At 70.2% G+C, this 21523-nt stretch carries 21 protein-coding genes and 1 tRNA gene; 10 read left to right on the forward strand and 12 right to left on the reverse strand.

Annotation, left to right across the window (positions count from 1 at the left end; translation table 11 throughout):
* Positions 1-14: 14 nt before the first annotated feature.
* The 4 genes from JOD67_RS32605 to JOD67_RS32620 form a co-directional block, all read right to left on the reverse strand.
* Positions 15-671, reverse strand: coding sequence for a response regulator (locus JOD67_RS32605; protein ID WP_205121533.1), 657 nt, complete (start codon positions 669-671; stop codon positions 15-17).
* Positions 668-1567 carry a sensor histidine kinase gene (locus tag JOD67_RS32610; protein ID WP_205121534.1) on the reverse strand — a complete coding sequence of 300 codons (900 nt, stop codon included), beginning with the start codon at positions 1565-1567 and terminating at the stop codon, positions 668-670. Before JOD67_RS32610 ends, JOD67_RS32605 begins: the two co-directional genes overlap by 4 nt.
* Before the next feature lie 5 nt (positions 1568-1572).
* Entirely contained in the window at positions 1573-2421 is an 849-nt protein-coding gene (locus tag JOD67_RS32615; RefSeq protein ID WP_205121535.1) for an alpha/beta hydrolase, read from the reverse strand.
* 772 nt (positions 2422-3193) lie between these two features.
* Positions 3194-4144, reverse strand: a complete 951-nt coding sequence (locus JOD67_RS32620) for a helix-turn-helix transcriptional regulator (RefSeq protein WP_205121536.1) — start codon at positions 4142-4144, stop codon at positions 3194-3196.
* Positions 4145-4206: 62 nt separating this feature from the next.
* On the opposite strand from JOD67_RS32620, the gene JOD67_RS32625 reads away from it, so the two are divergent.
* Genes JOD67_RS32625 through JOD67_RS32630 form a run of 3 tightly spaced genes read left to right on the forward strand, consistent with a single transcriptional unit; the run spans position 4207 to position 6223 of the window.
* Positions 4207-5400 (forward strand): epoxide hydrolase family protein, encoded by a 1194-nt coding sequence (locus JOD67_RS32625; protein ID WP_205121537.1) that lies wholly within the window; start codon positions 4207-4209, stop codon positions 5398-5400.
* Positions 5397-5789, forward strand: a complete 393-nt coding sequence (locus JOD67_RS42195; protein WP_307782636.1) for a DNA glycosylase AlkZ-like family protein — start codon at positions 5397-5399, stop codon at positions 5787-5789. The genes JOD67_RS32625 and JOD67_RS42195 overlap by 4 nt, the downstream gene beginning before the upstream one ends.
* Entirely contained in the window at positions 5786-6223 is a 438-nt protein-coding gene (locus tag JOD67_RS32630) for a DNA glycosylase AlkZ-like family protein (protein WP_307782637.1), read from the forward strand. The genes JOD67_RS42195 and JOD67_RS32630 overlap by 4 nt, the downstream gene beginning before the upstream one ends.
* Here JOD67_RS32630 and JOD67_RS32635 read toward each other — a convergent pair.
* Together JOD67_RS32635 and JOD67_RS32640 are read right to left on the reverse strand one after the other, a co-directional pair.
* Complete coding sequence (locus JOD67_RS32635; RefSeq protein WP_205121538.1) at positions 6220-6939, reverse strand: hypothetical protein; 720 nt, start codon at positions 6937-6939, stop codon at positions 6220-6222. The genes JOD67_RS32630 and JOD67_RS32635 overlap by 4 nt on opposite strands.
* A 12-nt stretch (positions 6940-6951) precedes the next feature.
* Positions 6952-9276: a BTAD domain-containing putative transcriptional regulator gene (locus JOD67_RS32640; protein WP_205121539.1), complete on the reverse strand. Its 2325-nt coding sequence runs from the start codon at positions 9274-9276 to the stop codon at positions 6952-6954.
* A 143-nt stretch (positions 9277-9419) separates the two neighbouring features.
* On the opposite strand from JOD67_RS32640, the gene JOD67_RS32645 reads away from it, so the two are divergent.
* The 4 genes from JOD67_RS32645 to JOD67_RS32660 all read left to right on the forward strand — a co-directional run bounded on the left by JOD67_RS32645 (position 9420) and on the right by JOD67_RS32660 (position 15912).
* Complete coding sequence (locus JOD67_RS32645; protein WP_205121540.1) at positions 9420-10394, forward strand: serine/threonine-protein kinase; 975 nt, start codon at positions 9420-9422, stop codon at positions 10392-10394.
* A 328-nt stretch (positions 10395-10722) separates the two neighbouring features.
* On the forward strand, positions 10723-12330 hold the full coding sequence (locus tag JOD67_RS32650; RefSeq protein ID WP_205121541.1) for a GGDEF domain-containing protein: 1608 nt from the start codon (positions 10723-10725) through the stop codon (positions 12328-12330).
* A 226-nt stretch (positions 12331-12556) separates the two neighbouring features.
* Entirely contained in the window at positions 12557-13942 is a 1386-nt protein-coding gene (locus tag JOD67_RS32655) for a sigma 54-interacting transcriptional regulator (RefSeq protein ID WP_307782638.1), read from the forward strand.
* Positions 13942-15912 (forward strand): vWA domain-containing protein, encoded by a 1971-nt coding sequence (locus JOD67_RS32660; protein ID WP_205121543.1) that lies wholly within the window; start codon positions 13942-13944, stop codon positions 15910-15912. Before JOD67_RS32655 ends, JOD67_RS32660 begins: the two co-directional genes overlap by 1 nt.
* On the opposite strand, the gene JOD67_RS32665 is transcribed toward JOD67_RS32660, so the two are convergent.
* Genes JOD67_RS32665 through JOD67_RS32675 form a run of 3 tightly spaced genes read right to left on the reverse strand, consistent with a single transcriptional unit; the run spans position 15873 to position 17469 of the window.
* Positions 15873-16763, reverse strand: a complete 891-nt coding sequence (locus tag JOD67_RS32665; RefSeq protein WP_205121544.1) for a Scr1 family TA system antitoxin-like transcriptional regulator — start codon at positions 16761-16763, stop codon at positions 15873-15875. The two genes, JOD67_RS32660 and JOD67_RS32665, sit on opposite strands and share 40 nt — an antisense overlap.
* On the reverse strand, positions 16760-17296 hold the full coding sequence (locus JOD67_RS32670) for a DUF6879 family protein (protein ID WP_205121545.1): 537 nt from the start codon (positions 17294-17296) through the stop codon (positions 16760-16762). The genes JOD67_RS32665 and JOD67_RS32670 overlap by 4 nt, the downstream gene beginning before the upstream one ends.
* Positions 17293-17469, reverse strand: a complete 177-nt coding sequence (locus JOD67_RS32675; protein WP_205121546.1) for a hypothetical protein — start codon at positions 17467-17469, stop codon at positions 17293-17295. Before JOD67_RS32675 ends, JOD67_RS32670 begins: the two co-directional genes overlap by 4 nt.
* A gap of 245 nt (positions 17470-17714) precedes the next feature.
* Here JOD67_RS32675 and JOD67_RS32680 point away from each other — a divergent pair, with 245 nt between their 5' ends.
* Positions 17715-17924 carry a hypothetical protein gene (locus JOD67_RS32680; protein WP_205121547.1) on the forward strand — a complete coding sequence of 70 codons (210 nt, stop codon included), beginning with the start codon at positions 17715-17717 and terminating at the stop codon, positions 17922-17924.
* 64 nt (positions 17925-17988) lie between these two features.
* Here the strand turns inward: JOD67_RS32680 and JOD67_RS32685 are convergent, their stop codons facing one another.
* Positions 17989-18717, reverse strand: coding sequence for a class I SAM-dependent methyltransferase (locus JOD67_RS32685; RefSeq protein ID WP_205121548.1), 729 nt, complete (start codon positions 18715-18717; stop codon positions 17989-17991).
* Between the two features lie 94 nt (positions 18718-18811).
* On the opposite strand from JOD67_RS32685, the gene orn reads away from it, so the two are divergent.
* Both orn and JOD67_RS32695 read left to right on the forward strand, forming a co-directional pair.
* Positions 18812-19435, forward strand: a complete 624-nt coding sequence (gene orn, locus JOD67_RS32690; RefSeq protein ID WP_205121549.1) for an oligoribonuclease — start codon at positions 18812-18814, stop codon at positions 19433-19435.
* Positions 19436-19494: 59 nt separating this feature from the next.
* Positions 19495-19567: transfer RNA gene (locus JOD67_RS32695), tRNA-His, on the forward strand.
* 87 nt (positions 19568-19654) lie between these two features.
* Here the strand turns inward: JOD67_RS32695 and JOD67_RS32700 are convergent.
* Together JOD67_RS32700 and JOD67_RS32705 are read right to left on the reverse strand one after the other, a co-directional pair.
* On the reverse strand, positions 19655-20551 hold the full coding sequence (locus tag JOD67_RS32700; protein WP_205121550.1) for a nucleotidyl transferase AbiEii/AbiGii toxin family protein: 897 nt from the start codon (positions 20549-20551) through the stop codon (positions 19655-19657).
* On the reverse strand, positions 20548-21351 hold the full coding sequence (locus JOD67_RS32705) for a type IV toxin-antitoxin system AbiEi family antitoxin (protein ID WP_205121551.1): 804 nt from the start codon (positions 21349-21351) through the stop codon (positions 20548-20550). Before JOD67_RS32705 ends, JOD67_RS32700 begins: the two co-directional genes overlap by 4 nt.
* Between the last annotated feature and the right edge of the window lie 172 nt (positions 21352-21523).

Here is a 21523-nt window from a genome sequence, read left to right on the forward strand (position 1 = left end):
TCGACCGTAGCGCGCTACGAGCCGGGCTGGATGACGCCGTGCTCGTAGGCGAAGACGACCGCCTGCGCGCGGTCGCGCAGGCCGAGCTTGGCGAGGACGCGGCCGACGTGCACCTTCACGGTGGCCTCGGAGATGTAGAGCCGGGCGGCGATCTCGGCGTTGGACCGCGCGCGGGCGAGCTCGAGGAGGACCTCGCGTTCCCGTTCGGTCAGGCCGTCGAGCGTCGCGGGCTCGGTCGTGGTGGGCAGCCGCGAGGCGAGCGTGGAGATCAGCCGGCGGGTCACGCCGGGCGCGACCGCGGCGTCGCCAGCGGCCACGACGCGGATGCCGGCGATCAGGTCGGCGGGCAGCGCGTCCTTGAGCAGGAAGCCGCTCGCGCCGGCGCGCAGCGCCGCGTAGACGTACTCGTCGAGGTCGAACGTGGTGAGGACCAGCACGCGGGCCGCATCCGTGGCGGCGACGATCCGGCGGGTCGCCTCGATGCCGTCGAGCTTCGGCATCCGTACGTCCATCAGCACCACGTCCGGCCGCAACGCGAGCGTCGACGAGACGGCCTGCTCGCCGTCGCCCGCCTCGCCGACGACCTCCAGGTCGGGCTCCTGCTCCAGCACCGCGCGGAACCCCAGGCGCAGCCACGGCTGGTCGTCCACCAGCAGGACCCGGATCGTCACGAGGGCACCGTCAATCTCGCGTTGACGCGCCAGCCGCCATCGGCTCGGGGGCCGGCGTCGACGGATCCTCCGTACGCGGCGACGCGTTCGCGGATGCCGGTCAGGCCATGCCCGCTGGCCGATTCCTCCGCTGCCCGTCCCGCGCCGTCGTCGACCACCTCGACCTCGACGGCAGCCACGTCGTAGTGCACGCGCACGGTGGCGGTCGCGTCGGGACCGGCGTGCTTCATCGTGTTCGTCAACGCCTCTTGGACGATCCGGTAGATGGTCAGCTCGACGCCCGGTCCGAGCCGCGGCGCGTCGCCCGTTCTCGTCAGCGTCACATGCAGACCGGCGGCTCGCACCTGGTCGACGAGACCGTCCAGATCGGCCGAACGGGAGTCCTCGCGCAGGAGGCCGACGAGCTGCCGTACCTCCGAAAGCGCCTGGCGGCCGGTCGTCGACACCTTCGCCATCAGATCGGTCGATCGCTCCGGCGTCGCCGCCGAGGCGACGGCACCGTCGGCGAGCGCGACCATCACCGCGAGGTTGTGCGCGACGATGTCGTGCAGCTCGCGGGCGATCCGGTTGCGTTCGGAGGCGCGGGCGAGCTCCTCCTTCGCCTGCCGGTAGGACCGCCGGTCCGCAACCGTGACGCCGAGCAGCAGGCAGGAGCCGTAGATCCCGACCAGCATCGCGGCGTCCCAGGCTGGACCGTCGTTCGCCAACCAGAGCACGACGAACGGCACGACCGGGATCGCGGTGAGCCAGAGCTGGCGCCGCGGACCGTACCTCGCGACGACGTACGCCGCCACCATGGGAACGATCAGCTGGGCCGGGGACAGCAGGCCGAAGATCGCGCTGGCGAAGTCGACGACGATCACGACCCAGTACGCCGCGACCGGCCACCCACGCATGGCGCTCATCGTACGGACGCCCAAGCCCGCAGGAGGTGCGCGGCGATCTGGTCGTTCGTCATCGTGGATTCGGGCGCCTCCTCCAGGACGAGGCTCCAGGCGTGCACCTGGCCCGGCCAGGCCTGGACGTCGACCTCGACGCGCGCTTTCCGCAGCTTGTCGCCGAGGGCGAGGTTGTCGCCGAGCAGGACTTCCTGGGTGCCGACCATCAGCAACGTGGGCGGGAGGCCGGTCAGGTCGGCGCGTAGCGGCGACATCAGCGGGTCGCCGACGTCGATGGTGCCGTTCTTCGTGTAGGAGTCGTAAACGAGCTTGCGATGTGACTCGGTGAGCAGCGGGTCGCGGTCTTTCAGCGTGCGGAACGTCCCGCCGGTCAGGGCCAGGTCGGCCGGCGCGGAGGTGGCCGTGAGCGAGGCGGGCAGGTCGTCGCCGTCCTCGCGGAGCTTCAGCGCGGTCGCCAACGTGAGGTTGCCGCCGGCGGAGTCACCCAGGATGGCGAGGTTCTCGGCCTTCGTCTGGCGGGCCAGCCATCGGTAGGCGGTGACGCCGTCGTCGCGTCCCGCCGGGAAGGGGTGTTCGGGAGCGAGGCGATAATGGGTGAGGAGGACACACGCCTTGGTGCGTTGCGAGATCGCGGCCGCGAACCTGCGCTGACCGTTGCCCGCGATCGACGTGAAGCCACCGCCGGGGAGGAAGAGGATCTGGCGTTCGGTGGTGGCGCCGCGCGCGCAGATGCGTTCGGCCGGCGCACCGTCGGCGTCGACGGGCTGCCTGGTGACACCGTTCGGCACCTCCGGCTGCTCGGCCCGCGAGTGTTGGCGGTCCACCTGGAGCTCGGCGAGGTTCTGCGGCATCGGTACAAGCTTGGGAACGCCTCGATCATCACGTAGAAGACCGAGGAGATGGCGCTGGGGACGGTGGGTGCGCCGGTGCCGTTCGGGATGGGGGTCGCGGTGAACGTGACCGCCACGGCGGCGATCGCGAGGACGGGGGCAAGGAGGGCACGGCCGATCAGCCACGCCAGCCAGAGCGGGAGGCCGACGAGCGCGACCGTGGTGAGGATGGCGTTGGTGAGGTAGAGGCCCTCGGCGGGCGGGAGCGCGGCGTTCACGGCCCAGACGACCGAACGGGCAGCGACGGCGGCGAGCCCGAGCACGCCGAGAACGGTGAGCACGCGGCCCTTGCGCAAGCCGATCGTCCAGCCGGCAAGGGCGATCGGGGCGACGATCGCCGCGAGCACGAACGCCGGCGTGGCGACGGGCACTCCCGCGAACGCCCAGAGCGCGGTGAGTACGGCGCTCACGGCCCAGCTCCCACCGCCGACGATGCCGAGCCATCGCATGGGACCACGTCTGGCGACGACGGCGACCAGCACACCGGAAGCGAGCAGTCCGGCGAGGCTAAGCGCGACGAGGAACGGTCGGTCGTGCACGAGCGCGGTACCGAACGAGGGCGGGTCGAGGAGGGTCTCGGGGAATCGCAGCGTGGCCGTCAATCCGAGGAAGGAGGCGAGAATCGTCAACGCGGTAAGGAGGATCATGCCTAGGACGCTATGGCCGCCGCACGAGCGGCCACGTCAGCTCTGGGGAGAGATCCCGAGCACCGGCATAAGCCTCAGGTCGTACGTCAATCCAGCGCACGGGTGTAGCGGTCGGCGAGCTTGCGGAACTCGTTCACCAGCTCCGGAGCCTCGGCGACGGAGAAGTCGAGGTCGAGCATGCTCAGGTACCGCAGCAGCATGCCCGGATCGTCCGAGCCCGCGTCCAGGTAGCACGACGACTCGTCGATCTCCGTCAGCACACCCGCGGACGCCGGCAGCCGCGCCGCGACGGACAGGGGCGCGAAGACCCGGATCCGCGCGCGGAACTCCCACATCGCCTGCGACACGCCGCGGTCGACGTACGACGCCACGCCCTCAGGAGGCAGCTCGCGCGGGACGAAGCGCGGCCCGGTCGGGATCCGCGGCGTCAGCCGGTCGACGCGGAACGTCCGCCAGTCCGACCGGTCCAGGTCGTACGCGACGAGGTACCAGCGGCCGCGCAGGTGCGCGAGCCGGTACGGCTCGACCGTGCGCACCGAGGCGGCGCCGGTGTGCGTCGCGTAGTCGAAGCGCAGGCGCTCGTGGTCCCGGCATACCGCCACCAACGAGGTCAGCACCGAAGGATCGACGACCGGACCCTGCCCCGGGATCGGCACCAGGAAGCTCTGCAGCGCGCTGACCCGGTGCCGCAACCGCGACGGCAGCACCTGCTCGAGCTTGGCCAGCGCGCGGACCGAGGTCTCCTCGATCCCCGCGACCGAGCCGCCGGCCGCGGTCCGCAGGCCGACCGCGACCGCCACCGCCTCCTCGTCGTCGAGCAGCAGCGGCGGCAGCGCGGCGCCCGCGCCGAGCCGGTAGCCGCCGGCCACACCGGGCGTGGCGTCGACCGGATAGCCGAGGTTGCGCAGCCGGTCGACGTCGTTGCGTACGGTCCGAGCGGTCACGCCCAGCCGCTCCGCGAGCGCCGGGCCGGTCCAGTGCTGGTGCGCCTGCAACAAGGAGAGCAGTCGCAGCAGTCGAGCCGAGGTCTCCAACATTTCTTCAGAATCCTAACTAACGCGGAAAGAACCGTTCCGCAATCGTTTCTAGGGTCCTTCTCATGACGACCACCACAGCCATCCGCTCCTTCCGCATCGACGTTCCGCAGGCCGAGCTCGACGACCTCCGCGCCCGGCTCGCCCACACCCGCTGGCCCGGCGAGCTCCCAGGCGTCGGCTGGACCCGCGGCGTCCCGACCAGCTACCTGAAGCGGATCGCGGACTACTGGCAGCACACCTACGACTGGCGCAAGGCCGAGGCACAGCTGAACGAGCTGCCGCAGTTCGTCACCGAGGTCGACCGGCAGCCGATCCACTTCGCGCACGTCCGCTCCGCCGAGCCCACCGCCCGGCCGCTGCTGATGGTGCACGGGTGGCCGAGCTCGTTCGCCGAGTTCGCGAATGTCGTCGGCCCGCTCACCGACCCGGTCGCCCATGGCGGCAAGGCCGAGGACGCGGTGCACCTCGTGCTCCCGTCCATCCCGGGGTACGGCTACTCCCCCGTCACCGAGGCCGGCTGGGGCAACCTATTCCGCGTCGCCGCCGCGTTCGCCGAGGTCATGACCCGGCTCGGGTACGACCGGTTCCTCGCCCAGGGCACCGACGTCGGCTCCGGCATCGTCGGGATGCTGCCGATGGTCGCGCCGGGACAGGTCATCGCGTCGCACGTCAACGGCCCGGCCCCGTTCCCGTTCGGTCCGGAGCTCTCGCTCGACGGGCTCGAAGGCAGCCAGCTGGAGCGGGCGGAGCGGTTCAACGCGTGGCGCCAGGACGGCATCGGCTACCTGAGCATCCAGTCGACCCGGCCGCAGACGCTCTCGTACGGCCTCACCGACTCACCGGTCGCGCAGCTCGCGTGGATCGTGGAGAAGTTCAAGGAGTGGACCGACTCCAAGGCCGAGCTGCCCGAGGACGCGGTCGACCTCGACCAGCTCCTGACCAACGTGAGCATCTACTGGTTCAACGAGCTCGGCTGGTCCAGCGCGCACTCGGTGTACGAGGGCATGGAGGCGTACCGCCAGTTCGCCAGCCGCTCGGACGAGCCAGCCGCCGAAGGTGGCGGCTGGGAGGCGCCGCCGATGCCGCCGACCGCGGTCGCGGTGTTCGAGGCCGACCTGTCGGTCCGGCGCGAGGTCGACCCTTACGGCGCGTACACGGCGTGGACCGAGTACGACCGCGGCGGCCACTTCCCCGCCATGGAGGTGCCAGAGTTGCTGGTCGACGACATCCGCACCTTCTTCCGGAGCCACCGGTGACCCACGCTCAGACGCTCGGGCAGCGCGCGCTCAACCGCGCGCTGCTCGCGCGCCAGCTGCTCCTCGAACGCGCCGACCTGTCCGCTGTCGAGGCCGTGGCGCACCTCGTCGGCATGCAGGCGCAGGCACCGCTGGCTCCGTACGTCGGCCTCTGGATCCGGCTCGCGAGCTTCGACCCGAAGGACCTGGCCGAGCCGCTGACCGACCGCACGCTGGTCCGGGCCTCGCTGATGCGGGGGACGGTCCATCTCGCGACGGCGTCGGACTGCCTGCTGCTGCGCCCGCTCGTGGCGCCGGCGCTCGTGCGGGGGTTCCGCGGCGGCTTCGGGCGGTTCCTGAACGGGGTCGATCTGGACGCCGTACGCGCCTACGCTGGCCTGCCACGGTGATGGACGTGCAGGCGTGGTCCGGGCTGACCAAGCTGCGTGAGGTGGTCGACCGGTTGGCGCCGAAGCTGCGCACGTTCGCGAACGAGAAGGGCGGCGTGCTGTACGACGTACCCGACGCGCCGCTCCCCGACCCGGACACGCCCGCGCCGCCGAGGTTCCTGCCGGAGTACGACAACCTGCTGCTGTCCCACGACGACCGCACGCGCGTGATCGACGACGGCCGCGCGGTCCCCCTGCCTCCCGGCAACGGCGCGAAGAGGGGCACGCTGCTCGTCGACGGCTTCTTCCGCGGCATGTGGAACCTCGACGGCACCACGCTGTGGGTGTCCCCGTTCGCGCCGCTGGCCACGGCCGACGCGGACGCCGTCTCCGAGGAGGCGTACCGGCTGGTCGCCTTCCTCGGCGGCGACGACGTGCGAGTCAGCGACAGCTAGCCCGCTGCCGGGAAGTGCGGGACGCTCCAGCCCCGGTAGCCCGTTCGGTACAGATAGCCCGCGACGCCGACCTTGCCGCTCACCGAGGTGCCGATGATCTTGCCCTCGCCGAGGCTGACGACGACGTGCCCGGTGCCGGCGGAGTTGTGGTACCAGACGATCGCGCCGCGCGGCGGGATGCCTGTCGTCCGCATGTAGCCGTGCGACTGGATCCAGTCGCCGCCGACCTCGGCGGACGCCCAGCCCGACGCGCCCCAGCCGTACGACTGGGCCTGGAACCGCATGCACCAGCCCTCGTGCGCAGTCGAGCCGAGCCGCGCGAACTGCCAGGAGATCGCCGCGTTCACGCCGCGCGGATTGGCCCGCGGCGGTGCGCCGACGTACGAGCACTTCTTCTCGACGTAGCCATCCGACCCCGTGTGCACGTACGCGTCGGACACGAAGCCACCGTTGGACAGCATGTCCCAGATCGTGCTCGTGCCCTGCGAGCCCGTGACCGAGGAACCCTCGGTCTGGCACACGATCGACACGGTGGACCCGTTCGCGACGCTCGACCACGCGTCCAGCCCGGCTCCAGGGCCGGCTCGGACGGTCAGAGCGGCACCACTGGTCTCGACGACGCCGGTGGCCGCGAACGCGACACCGGTCGACATGGGGAACGACACTGCGATCGCGGTTGCCGCGACAGCGATCAAACGCCACGCGATGCTCCTCATAGAGCGAAGGATCTACACCGCCGATACACGATCCATACATGGCCGCCGCAGCCCGCTGAGCCGGGCCGTCACCGCGGCCTCCTCGGCCGGCGCCGACAGCTGCTGCCACAGCGTGCGGGCCTGGCGGAGGTACGAACGGGCGCGCTTCGTCCGCCCGGCAGCACCGTGCAGCTCGCCGAGCAACGTCGCCACCACGGCCTCGCCGCGCTTGTCGCCGCTGCGGCGGTGCGCGTTCAGCGAGTCGACGAGCAGCGGCCGAGCCCGCGTCGGCTCGCGCCGGTCGAGGTGCAGCTCGCCGATCAGCTGGCGGACGTACGCCGTGCAGTGCTCGTCGGCGAGCTCGGTGAACAACGCCAGCGCCCGCCGCAGCGAGAGCAGCGCCTCGTCGACCCGGCCGAGGTCGCGCTGCATCATCGCGAGCCGGCGCAGCACCTGGCCCTGCCGGTGCCGGTCGTCGAGGGCGAGCGCGAGGTTGTACGCCCGCAGCAGCATCGGCTCGGCGAGCTCCGGCCGGCCGCGGGCGAGCCAGACCTGCCCGATACCGCTGAGCGCCACGGCCTCGCCGTGCTGGTCGCCGGCCGCGACGAGCAGCGCGAGCGCCTCCTCGTACAGCACGATCGCCGGGTCGTACCGGCCGCGCACCCGCTGCACGGTCGCCAGCCCGCAGGTCGCGACCGCGGCGCCGACCTGGTCGCCGGACTGCGCGAACAGCGTGCGCGACCGGCCGAGCGCGGTCGCGGCCGCGTCGTAGCGGTCGCGGTAGATGTCGAGCTGGCCGAGGTTGCGCAGCAGCGTCGCCTGCCCGCGCAGGTCGCGTACGCGCCGCGCCGCCTCGAGCCCGGCGCGGTGCGACCGTTCCCACGGGTCGAACCCGCCGGTCAGGTCGAAGTACGGGGCGAGCGTCGCGGCCAGCTGCCAGGCGAGCTCGTCGCAGCCCACGTCGGCCGCGACCTCGATCGCGGCGACGAGCCCGGGCAGCTCCTGCTCGAACCACGCCATCGCGTCCGCCGGCGGTGTGCGGCGACCCGGCGGCAGCTCGGGCGTCGTCCCGAAGAAACGGACCGGCATCTGCTGCCGCGCGGCGTCGGCGAGCAGCAGCCAGGTCTGCAGGACGCCGGCGAGTCCCTCGCGCCGGTCGGGCTGTTCGCGGGCGAGCTCGGCGCCGTAGCAGCGGACCAGATCGGGCAGCCGGTACCTGCTCTCGCCGACCGTCTCCAGCAGCCGCGCCCGGACCAGCTCCTCCCGCCCGCCGGCGGCGTCGACCAGCCAGCCGGGGAGCTGAACGGGCCCGAACAGGCTCACCATCCACAGCGCGCGCCGCGCCGCGGACGGCAGGCTCTCGGTGATCCGGCGCAGCTCGGTTCGGACCGGCCGCAGCTCGTCGAGGCGCCGGCGTTCGTCGCGCAGCCTGTCCGCGTACGCCCGGAGCGAGACGTGCGGCCTGGCGGCGAGCCGGTTCGCGGCCGCGCGGACGGCGAGCGGCAGCTGGTCGCACGCCCGCACGATGTCCTCCGCCGCAGCCGGCTCGCGGTCGACCCGGCCGCGACCCACGGTGCCGGCGAGCAGCTCGACGAGATCCCGCGGCCGCATCGGCTGACCGCCGAACACCGCCTCGTCGGTGGGGTCCGTGGTTTCGCCGCCCCGGATCGCCTCGAGCAGCTGCCGCAGCTCCTGTCCGGGACCGACCGCGAGCTCGCGGCGCAGCACGACCTCGGCGTCGGCGTACGCGCGCATCGCCTCGGCGGTCCGGCCGCAGCGCCGGAGCGCGACCATCAGTTGCCGCCACAGACCCTCGCGCAGCGGGTGGTCGGCGAGCAGCTCGCGCAGCTCGGCGACCGCGGCCTCGTGCTGTGCCGGAGTGGTCGCGAGCGCGGCGCGGCGTTCGACCGCGGCGAGGCGCAGCTCGGTGAGGCGCGCGATCGTCGGTGCCCAGGTCGGGTTGCCGGGCAGGTCCTCCAGGACGCGGCCGCGCCAGAGCCCGCAGGCCTCGTCCAGGTCCTCGGGTCGCGCGGAGTGGACGAGCCGTTCGAACCTGGCCGCGTCCAGCAGATCCGGGGCGACTTCGGCGACGTATCCGACCGTGGTCGTCCGGATCGCGACCGTGTCGGGCAACCGGCCGCGGAGCGCATGGAGATAGGTGCGGATGTTCGCGATCGCCGAGCGCGGCGGCCCCGCCGGCCAGAGGACGTCGATGAGCAGGTCAGTGGAGACCGGCTTGTGGGGGCTGAGCAGCAGGGTGCCGAGGACGGTACGCGGCTTGACTCCTCCGAGCGCGACGGCGGAACCGTTCATCGCGACCTGGAGCGGACCGAGCACCCGGTACGACGGCTCGTTCATGCCTTCCCCCGTAGGAAGGTTGCGTGGATTCGGCCGATACCGAAAGATCCCATCACGCTAGGGACATCGGTCGGCAACGGTCAAGGCTCGCCGCGTCCCGAGTATGGTCGAACCGCACACCGACGGGGAGGGGTGTTCGGGCGATGGAGCACGTGGGGCGGTACCGCTTGGTCAAGCGGGTCGGCTCCGGTGCCTTCGCGACCGTGTGGCTGGCGAACGACGACCTGCTCGACGCACCCGTCGCGATCAAGATCCTGGCCGACAACTGGGCGCATCAGGCCGACGTGCACGGGCGCTTCCTCGAGGAGGCGCGGCTGCTGCGCCGGATCGACCATCCGCGGGTCGTGCGCGTGATGGACATCGGCGAGCTCGAGGACAGCCGCCCGTACTTCGTCATGGACTACGCCGAGGGCGGCTCGCTCGCGGACCGGATGCGGGCCGGGGAGATGACCATCCCCGAGGCCGTTCGACACGGCGTCGACGCGGCGCGGGCGCTCGCGGTGCTGCACGAGTACGGCGTCGTGCACCGCGACGTGACGCCGGGCAACTTGCTGTTCCGGATCTCGCGACACGGCGAGCACCACCTGGTGGTCGCGGACCTCGGCATGGCGAAGGCGCTGGTCGATGCGTCGAAGCTCACCCAGGTCGTGGGCACGCCGTCCTACATGGCGCCGGAGCAGGCGGTGTCGCCGACCGGTTTCGACGAACGGGCCGACGTCTACTCACTCGCCGCCGTGACGTACGCGCTGCTCACCGGCCGACCGCCGCACGAGGCGTCGTCGCCGGTGGACGTGTACCTGCGGGCGCCGGACGTCCGGCCCTCGCCGGCGTCGGAGCACCGGCCGGAGGTGCCGCGGGCGGTCGACGACGTGCTGATGCGGGCGTTGTCGCACGACCCGGGCGGTCGGTTCAACTCGGCGACGGACTTCGCGGACGGCCTCGAGTCGGCGTTGACGGCGCCGCAGACGTACCGCGCCGTCCAGCGGCGCCCGAAGTCCCGCGTCCCCACCCGCCGCACGCGGACAGCGCGCTGGGTCGCGCTGGTCAGCAGCTCGATCGTGCTCTTCGTCGTGGGCCTGTTCCTCGGCTTCACGATGATGCGCGGCGGCTCCCTCTGACCTTGGCCAACCTCGGCAGACTGGCTCAAAGCGGGCAATATCCACAGGGAGTGACTGGCCGTGCGGCTTGGGTTCGTTGAAGTGGGGTAGTCTCCCTGCCTCGTGTTCCGTTGCTGTCAGACCTGGGTACGGACACGAACGCGGACCTTCCGGCATGAGGCCGATCAGTCGGAAGAAATCCCCGCAATGTAGACGCAGCGTGTTCGTCTCTCGACACAGAGTGACGAGCTGGGAGACAATCGCGCCCTGAGGTTTCCGCCGGGGGAACCAGGGGCGGTGGATCTTGAATAGAGGCAGGGAACGACGTGAGTCGAAGGTCTACGGGCGCATGAAGCCCAGACCGGCGGCCCTCGCCGACATCACCGCGCTCTTGATCAGGGCGCAGTCGGGCGAGGCCCGACAGGTGCTCGACGAGCTCGACGGCTTGCTCGCCGAGGCCCAGAACCAGCACGCCCACGACCGCGCCCAGTGGTTGCGCTTCGTCCGCTTCGCCTCCTACCACGAGCTGCACATCTTCGACGCCGCCGACGAGGTCGCGGTCGAGATGATCCGACTCGCGGAGCCGTTCGACGACCGGATCTGGGAGGCGTTCGGCCACAGCCTGCGCGGCATGTCCCTGCTGTTCCAGGGCACGTTCGAGTCCGCGTACGAAGAGCTGGCCCGCGCCGTCGTTCTGCTCGAAGAGCTCGACACCCCCAGCTACGCGGTCGCGCACGCGATCAACGCCGCCGCGATCGCGCTCGGCCGGCTCGACCTGTACGAGCTCGCCACCACCTGGCTGGAGAAGCTCTACCAGGTCGCCGACCAGCTGTCCGACGCGATGCTGCAGACCCTGTACGCGTTCAACTCTGGCTGGCTGCACCTCACCTGGGCCGCCGAGCTCGAGCTGATCGGCGAGAACGAAGAGGCCCGCGACCACTACCGGCAGACGCTGTCCGCGTTCGAGAAGGCGCCCACCGGCCTCGACGTCGTCGACGCCTCGACCTGGCCGAGCGAGGTCGTCGTCCAGGGCTGCCTCGCCCGCGCGATGCTCGGCGAGGGCAAGACGCTGATCCCCGAGCTGCGCGAGAACATGACGACGGTCGCGCCGACCCAGCGGCACGAAACCACCCTGGTCGGCCACCTCGCGCTGGCCCGCGCGTTCGCCAACGACGGCGAGACCGGCCAGGCGCTGGAGGAGGCCGAGCAGGCCTGCGGCGTCGGCGACACGATGCCGCGGCTCCAGGTCTTGGCGGGCCGCGCGTACTGGGAGTACGCCGAGCTGCTCCGGCAGAGCGACGGCGACACCCGTTCGGCGGCTGCGTTCGAATGGCTCGCCCGCCGGCTCGTCCGCGACCGCTGGGTCGAGCGACGGGCGCGGGTGCTCGCGTTCGAGGAACGCCTCTCCGCCGAGCGCGTGCTCGACGAGCAGCGCCGCCGCGCGGCCGCGTACCTCACCGACCCGCTCACCGGCCTCGGCAACCGCCGGCTGGTCGAGATCCGGCTGCCCGAGCTGCTGGTCGAGGCCGAGGCGACGCGCCGCCCGCTCGCCGTGGGCTTCATCGACCTGGACGACTTCAAGAGCGTCAACGACGAGCTGTCCCACCTGATCGGCGACGACCTGCTCCGCGAGCTCGCCCAGGAGCTCCGGTCGGCGCTGACCTCGGACGACGTGATGGCGCGGTTCGGCGGCGACGAGTTCGTGATCGTGCTGCCGGACCGTACGGCCGGCCAGGCGTACCACGTGGCCGAGCACCTGCGCCGCAAGGTCGAGGAGCGCGTCTGGAAGAGCCTCCCCAAGGGCCGCGGCATCCGGATGTCCGCGGGCCTCGCCGAGTCGTGGACCGGCGCCACCCGTACCCAGCTCCTCGCGGCCGCCGACGAGGCCCTCTTACGGGCCAAGCGGCAGGGCAAGAACCGCGTGGAGATCCGCGCCCACCCACTGCCGGATCCCTAGTTCGCAGAAGCGTCCGGCGGTTGTCGATGCTTTCTCGACCCGCAACGCACCGACGGCACCGCCACGCCGCCATCGCCGGGCACCGAACCGATGCCGTCGGTGCCCCTCGTCGAGAAGGCATCGACCTGCTTGCCGCCGGACCGATGCGAACACGGAAGGGAGGCGCATGGGAGCCAAGGAACGACGCGGTCGTCCGGATTCGCCTGGGCGGCGTACGGTCAAAGGCGTGACGCGACCTTCCACACTCGGCGCCCTGCGCCACTCTCGGCACCATCACCGCAGCGTCAAGGACGAGATCCGCGACAACCTCATCGCCGCGCTGTCCGGTGGAAGCAAGGCCTTCCCCGGCATCGTCGGCTTCGACGACACCGTGCTGCCGCAGCTTGAGCGCGCCCTGCTCGCCGGCCACGACCTGGTCCTGCTCGGCGAGCGCGGCCAGGGCAAGACCCGACTCATGCGCACCCTCGTGGGCCTGCTCGACGAGTGGACCCCGGTCATAGACGGCTGCGAGATCAACGACCACCCGTACGCCCCGGTCTGCGCCCGCTGCAAGCGGCTCGCGGCCGAGGCGGGCAACGACCTGCCGATCACCTGGAAGCACCGCGACGACCGGTACGGCGAGAAGCTCGCCACCCCTGACACCTCCGTCGGTGACCTGGTCGGCGACGTCGACCCGGTCCGCGTCGCGGAGGGCCGTACGCTCGGCGACCCGGAGACGATTCACTACGGCCTGGTGCCGCGGACCAACCGCGGCATCTTCGCCCTGAACGAGCTTCCTGACCTGGCCGAACGCATCCAGGTCGCGCTGTTCAACGTGCTCGAGGAACGCGACATCCAGGTCCGCGGCTACAACCTGCGGCTGCCGCTCGACCTGCTCCTGGTCGCCTCGGCCAACCCCGAGGACTACACCAACCGCGGCCGGATCATCACGCCGCTCAAGGACCGGTTCGGCGCGGAGATCCGCACCCACTACCCGGTCGAGGTTGCCGACGAGGCTGCCCTGATCCGGCAGGAGGCGCGGCTCGCGGCGCCCGTACCCGACCACCTGCTCGAGATCGTCGCCCGCTTCACCCGCGGCCTGCGGGAGTCGCCGGCGGTCGACCAGCGGTCGGGCGTCTCGGCCCGGTTCGGCATCACGGCGGCGGAGACGACGGCGGCCTCGGCGCTGCGGCGGGCCGCGCTGGCTTCGGAGAACGACCCGGTGGCGCGCGTCTGCGACCTGCCCGGGACGCTGCCGACGCTGCGCGGCAAGGTCGAGTTCGAGATGGGCGAGGAGGGACGCGAGGAGGAGGTCTTCGCGCACCTGCTGCGCGTGGCGGTGGCGGAGACGTTCCGCGAACGGCTGCGCGGGCTGGACCTCGCCGGCTTCACCGAGCGGTTCGTCGAGGGCGCGACCGTCGAGACGGGCGAGCTGACGCGGGCGGAGGACCTGCTCGAGCAGCTCGGGACCGTGCCTGGGCTGGCGAAGGTGCTCGACCGGCTCGGCTTCGAGGACGCGGCCTCGCGCGGTGAGGCGGCGGCCGGTGTCGAGTTCGTCCTCGAGGGGCTGCATCTCACCCGGCGGCTCGCGAAGGACTCGGTCGACGGGGTCACTGTCTACGGAGCGGTGTGATGGCGTCCCGTCGGTTCCGGTACGGGCCGTGGGACGACGGGCCCGATCCGCTGGCACCGCCGTACGACGTCCGCGAGGCTTTGGACCAGCTCGGCCGCGACGTTCTGGCTGGCGGGTCTTTGCGCGAGGCGCTGCGGGATCTCTTGCGGCGTGGGCCGGAGGGGCGGCGCGGGCTGGACTCGCTGCTGAACCGCGCGCGGAAGCGGCGCGAGCAGTTGCGGCGGCGCGGGGATCTCGCGGGCACGTTGGACCGCGTACGGCAAATGCTCGACCAGGCGATCGCGGCGGAGAAGGACGAGCTCGCGCGCGACCCGTCCGACGACGCGCGGCTGCAGGAGCTGGACCTGGAGACGATGCCCTCGGACACCGCGCGGGCGGTGCGGGAGCTGTCGGAGTACCAGTGGCGCTCGTCCGATGCGCGGGAGCTTTACGAGCAGATCAAGCAGCTGCTGCAGCGCGAGGTGCTCGACGCTCAGTTCTCCGGCATGCGCGAGGCGATGTCGGGGTCGAGCGAGGAGGCGCAGGCCGCTCAGCAGGCGATCAAGGACATGCTCGCGGACCTGAACGCGCTGCTTGCTTCGCACGCTCGGGGTGAGGACACGACGGACCGGTTCTCGCAGTTCATGGAACGGCATGGGGACTTCTTCCCGGAGAACCCGCAGTCGACGGACGAGCTGATCGATCTGCTGGCGCGGCGGGCGGCTGCCGCCGAGCGGCTGATGCGTTCGCTGTCGCCGGAGCAGCGCGACGAGCTGGCCCGGTTGATGAGCGAGGCGCTGGGCGACGCCGACCTGGCGTTCCAGTTGTCGTCGTTGCGGGACAACCTCCGTTCTCTGCGGCCTGGTCTGGACTGGGAGTCGCGGGCGCGGATGCGGGGCTCTTCGCCTATGGGGTACGCCGAGGGGGTCGAGGCGGTCGCCGACCTGGCGGACCTGGAGGCTTTGTCCGAGCAACTCTCGCAGGAGCATCCGGGAGCGACGTTGGACGACGTCGACGTGGAGGCTCTGGAGCGGCAGCTCGGTCCTGGGGCCGGCACTGATCTGCGTGCGTTGCGCGAGCTCGAGCGGGAGTTGGAGCGGCAGGGGTACGTGTCGCGCGGGCGCGAAGGGCTGCGGCTGACACCGAAGGCTTTGCGTCGGCTCGGTGAGTCGGCACTGCGGCGGGTGTTCTCGTCCTTGGAGGCCGGCGGGCGCGGTGACCACGACGACCAGCGGACCGGGTCGGCGGACGAGCCGACGGGGGCGTCGCGGGAGTGGCGGTTCGGCGACGAGCACCCGATCGACGCCGTACGTACTGTGCACAACGCGGTCTTGCGGTCGGCCTCGTCCCGGTCTGCGTTGTCCTTGGATGTCGAAGACTTCGCGATCGCGGAGACCGAGCGCCGTACGTCCGCGGCGGTGGCGTTGTGCGTCGACCTGTCGTACTCGATGGTCCAGGAGGGCCGCTGGGGTCCGATGAAGCAGACGGCGCTGGCGTTGTCGCACCTGGTGGCGACGCGGTTCCGGCAGGACGCGCTGGAGATCATCGGCTTCGACCGCGTGGGACGGCGGCTGTCACCGGTGCAGCTGGCGGAGATCGAGCCGGACTGGATCCAGGGCACGAACCTCCAGCACGCGCTGATGCTCGCCGGCCGGCACGTACGCCGGCACCCGGACGCGGAGCCGGTGATCCTGGTCGTGACCGACGGCGAGCCGACCGCCCACCTGGAGGCCGACGGCTCGCCGTTCTTCTCCTGGCCGACGACGTACGAGACTCTGCGGGCAACGATCACCGAAGTGGACGCCCTGACCCGCTATGGCGCGACGCTGAACGTCTTCATGCTCGGCGAAGACGAGGGCCTGGCCCGCTTCATCGACGCCGTCGCCAAGCGCAACGGCGGCCGCGTCTTCACCCCCGACCTCGACCGCCTCGGCGACTTCGTCGTCGCCGACTACCTCAGGGCCCGCCGCGGCATGCGGCGCTCCGCCTGATCTGTCGCGATCCGCTTGATCAGTCGAGAGGCCGCTTTCCCCGTGAGTGCGTGGGTGCGGTGGCGGTCGAACGTTTCGCGGTATGGCGCGATGTCGGTGGGATCGGTGAGGGTGAGCCGGCCGTGGGGTAGCTCGATCGCGACGACGGGTTCGTGGTCGCCGGCCGGTTCGTCATAGAGGGTGAAGGTATGGGCGAGCCCGAGCGGTGCGCCGAGCGGCAGGATGCCGAGCCAGACGTTGGCCATGCCTACGCCTGCTTGGATCTTCGCCAGTTGGGCGGGCATGAGGTCGGGTGCGGGCGCCCAGCTGAGCACGGTTTCGCTGATCAGGAACTCGAACCGTTGGGCAGGGTTGTAGAGAATCTCCTGCCGTCGTAGTCGTGCCGCGACGGCGGCCGCGGTGTCGTGTCCAGTCATCGCCTGGGTGACGAGCGGGAACAGCGCGGTCGCGTACTCGGCAGTTTGTAGGAGGCCGGGTACGAGGTCGTAGGTGCATTGCCGAATGAGCGTCGCTGTCTCGGCTGTCGCGGCGGCGTCTTCTTGCATGTGAGCTCTGCCGGCGAGAGCTGTGCGCCAGGGCGCTGCCTCGGCTTTGGCGCGTTCGGCGAGGGTGGCGAGCCGGTCAGTCGTCTCGGCGTCGGCGCCTGTTGCGGAGCAGTAGGCGAGGACTTCAGGGATCGAGGGAGCTCGCGTTCCGGCTTCGAGCCGGGAGAGTGTCGCTTGGGAGATGCCGACCCGCGTGGCCATGCCCCGGCCCCCGATGCCGGCGAGGTCGCGCAACCTGCGCAGCTCGTAGCCGAGCTGTTGTCGCAGGCTGGGCGCCTCGCCGGGGCGGTCGGTCATGGTGGTCATCGCGGAACGATTGTCACGTGCTCGTTGAGGTTCCGTCCGGTCGGCCATACCGTGTCGCGGATTTTGGTGTAGGCGGCCAGCCTGTCGACGTCGTTGACGAGGTCGGCGCCGAGGTAGCGGCCGTCCGGGTCGTAGCGCATCGCGAGCGCGCACGCGTTGTCGGTGCCTGCGTCGAACAGCCAGAAGTCCTCGTGTGCGCGGAGTTCGTCGGTGAGGTCACAGAGGCGGATCTCTTCGCCGCATGCTTGGGATTCGACATAGCCGGCGATCTCGTAGCACAGGTACTCGGTCAGTGGCCAGTCGACGGCGTGGATCCGTTGCCACGACTTGCCAGCTGCTGTGGAGGTTGCGATGCGGCTGAGCCAGGCGCTGGTGCGGACTGATCGTTCGGGTCGCGGCTCGCCGCGTGTGAACGCCTCGACCCGTTCGACCTCGGCGTCGACGAGGTACTGCGCGAGCGTCTCCAGACGGAAGACGTTCCGTTCGAACCGATCGAAGCAGGCGTTGAACTCCTCAGGGCTGACCGCCGTCATGCGGTCGGCTTCCCGACGCGGCCGGTGGCGATCAGGTACTGCTCCAGGACCGCTCGCGGGATGGAGACGACGCCTTCGTGGCTGGGCACCGGGCCGACTTCGTCGCGGTAGCTCGGGTCGTTCACGAACGCTCCCTGCACGATGACATCGCCGGTGTCGAGGTCGTCGGACATCTTCGGACACGGACCGTCTTCGCATCCTGCACGCTGCGCGTACCGCATGGGTTCCTCCCGTGATGACTGATACATGTCGAGTCAGTGTGTTCCACTGTGATGCGACGTTGGCGCTTGGTCAAGAGTTGACATGCTATACGCATGAGCCTCAAACTGATTCAAATTGATTAACGGAACCTGCCGTGGACCAGCCGAGCGGCGGTCGGACCGCGGACGAATCCTCGGGCTGTCCCGGGAAGGCGGCAATGGACGAATACGAGGAGGCCGCCCTGGAGCGTAAGCGGCTCCTCGGCACCCCGTGCGGGTTCTGCGGTCAAGCGGCCGGCTATTGGTGCGTCGATGCGGGCGGCCGCGAAGTCCGCAACACCAACCGACAGCACGTGATCCGGTACAGCCAATCCGGTGTCAGACGAGGTGTGTTGCGCGCCCTTCTGGTCAAGGCACGGCTCCTGTAACAAGCCACGGTCCCGGGCACAGTTCCCAGCGGACGGTCGCCTTGCACCGTGTTGTCGGCTGCCTTCACTCAGGTCGGTGGGCGACGAAGACGAGCTCCCGGCCGGGGCGGTCGGGGGCGTCGCGGACCTCGTCGAGCACGTAGCCATGCTCGGCGAGGTCGGCCTCGACCTCGGTTCGTGAGCGGAACCGCAGCGTCGAGTCGGAGGTGAGCACGGCGCCGTCCGAAGCGAAGACGCAGGTGCCGCGGAACGACACCAGGGGTAGCGCGACGTTGGTGAGGTCGAGCCAGCTCTCCACAGCTCCGACCTCTGGGATGTCCGTCACGCCGTGGGTGTGCTCCCGGGTCCACTCCTCCCACGCGCGGCGGGCCGGGTCGCGCGTCTCGAACACCAGCCGCCCGCCGGGCCGCAGGGCTTCGAACGCTCCGCGCAACGTCCCCTGCCAGTCGCCCGGATCGACGATGGCCTGCGCTACGTTCGCGGTCATCGTGGCCAGGTCGACCTGCAACGGTGGGAGCGCGGTCGCGTCGCCGTGGATCCAGCGAACTCGTTCGCTCCCGAGCTTGCCGCGCGCCACGTCGAGCGACGCGCCGGCCGGATCGACGCCGACCACCTCGAGACCTCGGTCGGCGAGCAGCAGCGCGAAGACGCCCGTTCCGCACCCGATGTCCAGTACGCGTCGCGCGCCGAACTCCGCCGCCATCCGGACATACACGTCGAGATCGCCGCGGTCCGGATCGAGCGCGTCGTAGATCGCGGCGAGCCGTGGATGTTCGAACCCCTCGTCGGCCATGCGGGGAACGTAGAGGGCACGAGGTCGCGACACCACTCGGTTTTCGCGCGTTCCGCGTGACGGGAAGGTCAGACGTGTGGTTATGGTGTCCGACATGTATGACCGGCTGGTCTGGATCGACTGTGAGATGACGGGGCTGGACCTCGGTGCCGATGCGCTCGTCGAGGTGGCGGCGCTGGTCACCGACGGAGAGCTCACGGTGCTGGGTGACGGCATCGACCTGGTGATCAAACCGCCGCCCGCCGCGATCGACCAGATGCGTGACGTCGTACGCGAGATGCACACGTCCTCGGGGCTGCTCACCGAGCTCGCCGACGGGCTGACGCTGGCGGAGGCTGAGGAGCAGGTACTGGACTACATCCGGCAGTTTGCCGCCGAGCCCGGGCGGGCACCGTTGGCGGGGAACACGGTGGCGACGGACCGTTCGTTCCTGGCGCGGGACATGCCGACGCTGGAGTCGTTCCTGCACTACCGGATCGTTGACGTGTCATCCATCAAGGAGCTCGTGCGGCGCTGGTATCCGCGGGTGTACTACGCCTCGCCGCAGAAAGCCGGCAACCACCGGGCGCTGGCCGACATTCGCGAGTCGATCGACGAGCTGCGGTACTACCGTTCGGCCGTCTTCGTTCCGCAACCGGGACCGGACTCGGCGACAGCCCGGTCGATCGCGGGCTCGATTCTCGGTCATCCGACGGGCGGGGCGCCGGTTTCGGAGTAGGGATATCCGGTGCACGACCGCGCGGACCACTGGCTACACTAGGTCCGCTGCATTTCATGGTGGGCGTAGCTCAGTTGGTAGAGCACCGGGTTGTGGTCCCGGTGGCCGCGGGTTCGAATCCCGTCGCTCACCCGTGTACCGGCTCCAGTGTTTCACGCTGGAATCGGTTGCTCTTAGCGTTAGCCCTGGTCAGCGGGCGTTCTTGGCCTTTGTGCGCTTTCAAGCGTCGATATCTCTCGACTCTATCTCAGCGAGGGTTTTCTCAACCTCGTAAAGGTCGCGCTCGTTGAACTCGGCCAATCGGCGTTCACGGGCATCGAGGTCGTCAAGGAAGGCGTACCGGGTCCCAACTATCGCGATCCACTCGTCGATCCGCACTGGCTTGGTGAGGTAGCCGATGTCTTCGGGTCGGAAGTCCTTCGCCGTCCTGGGGGCGAGCACATCGTCTGGGTCGATGGGTTTGGTGCCGCGATCGTCGACGACGATGTCGCGGAAGACCTTGAGCACCCACAGTCGTCGCACGAGTGGCTGGTCCATCGCGCCTGCCGTTGCGTACCACTGGAGGTCGTAGAGATCGCGGGCCAACGACACTCTGCGGTAGCGGGCAAGCTTCTCGGCTACCGCTTCTTCCGTTCGCACCACGGGAGTCGGCGGCAGGGCGAATCCATAACGATCGTGGATCGGCAGGTGGATGGGTATCAACAAGTCAGCGGTGAGGCTCAGTTTGTGTCGTGCGAGTTCGACCTTCGCGCCGAGTTGCGGACTGCCGAATGGCGTCTCGACTCGGAGGTCGCCACGCCGTCCGTCGTCTCCCAGGTTCTCGATCGTGAACGAGAATCCGTCGAGCTCGGTCCCATCGAGCGCTTGGAGCACAGCGAGAGGCAGATCATCGCCGGGCGCGGCGAAATCGAGGTCCGTTGAGAACCGACCCGCGTTGCCCGCGCGGAACTTCCTCAACGCCGTGCCGCCCTTGAACACCAGTCCTTGGCGGAAAAGGCCTGCTTCATGGAGCAGGCGCAGTGCGTGATCCTGGGCGATGTCGAGGAGCGCGGCATCACGCCCACCCCTCGCGCCCTGGTAGTGGCGTACCAGGTGACCCTCGGTGATACGGATCATGACCCGCCTCCCACTCCGAAGTACCTGTGGAAGACGGTGTCGCTCACCTTGGTCAGAGGGTCATAGCAGCCGCCCTGCCGATGTGGCCCAACCCACGCCGTTTCCGTTGGAGGGTAGGCGGCGACGATTTGTTGGGTTCCCGGGACGTTGCCCGAGGCCTGCAGCAGGTAAGCGGTGCGTTGCCGCGAGGCAGCTCCCATCGGCGCCAGCAGTCGAATGACCTTCTCGGCGTCAACCTCGTACGAGGATGCCGACAACCACTGTCCGAGGCCGGCGGCGTCCTTGTAGCCGGAGGGGCGTATCCCGATGCCAACAATGAGGCCCTCGCGATCCCAGACGGGCAGCCCATTGATCGTCGCGATGCCCTCATCCGGCATCTCGACCCGAACGTAGCGCCACTCGCCGCCTAGCGCTTTGGGAAAGGGCGCGCCGTTCGGTAGCGCAATGACGTTCCGCTCGGGAATCCGTTGAGCCAGGCCGAGTACGGATGCGGCCGACTCCATCGCGAGTGTCCCCGGCCAGTTCGTGTCGAGAGCCTGCTGGGCGCGGAACTCGATGAATCGGTCCCCGGAGCCGTAGGGGCCGCCTCGCGCGCCGGGAAGAAACTCCCAGGAATGCCGCGTGCGAAGCTTGCCGAGCCACCCGCCACGCTGAAGGTCATAGGCCATCCGTCGAGGGTCACCGCTCAGGTCGAGTTGACGCATGACCGACCCCAATCGATCGACCGTCACGACGACATCGCCGTCGAGTTCAAGCTGCTCGACAACGTCCGAGACTGAGCGCGCAATCACACGAGCCACTGTCGTTCACCACCGTTCTTCGCCTCATAGTAACGAACTACGGTGGCGAACGACAGGCCGGCACCCGAGCCAGTCCGACGACAGCGCATATTGGGGGACACGTGGTGGCCTCGGGCAAGGTTGACGAACGCGCGATGAAGGGACCCAATCCTGACCAGGAACGGTCGTTGGC

Source organism: Tenggerimyces flavus (assembly GCF_016907715.1).
GTDB classification, from domain to species: Bacteria; Actinomycetota; Actinomycetes; order Propionibacteriales; family Actinopolymorphaceae; genus Tenggerimyces; species Tenggerimyces flavus.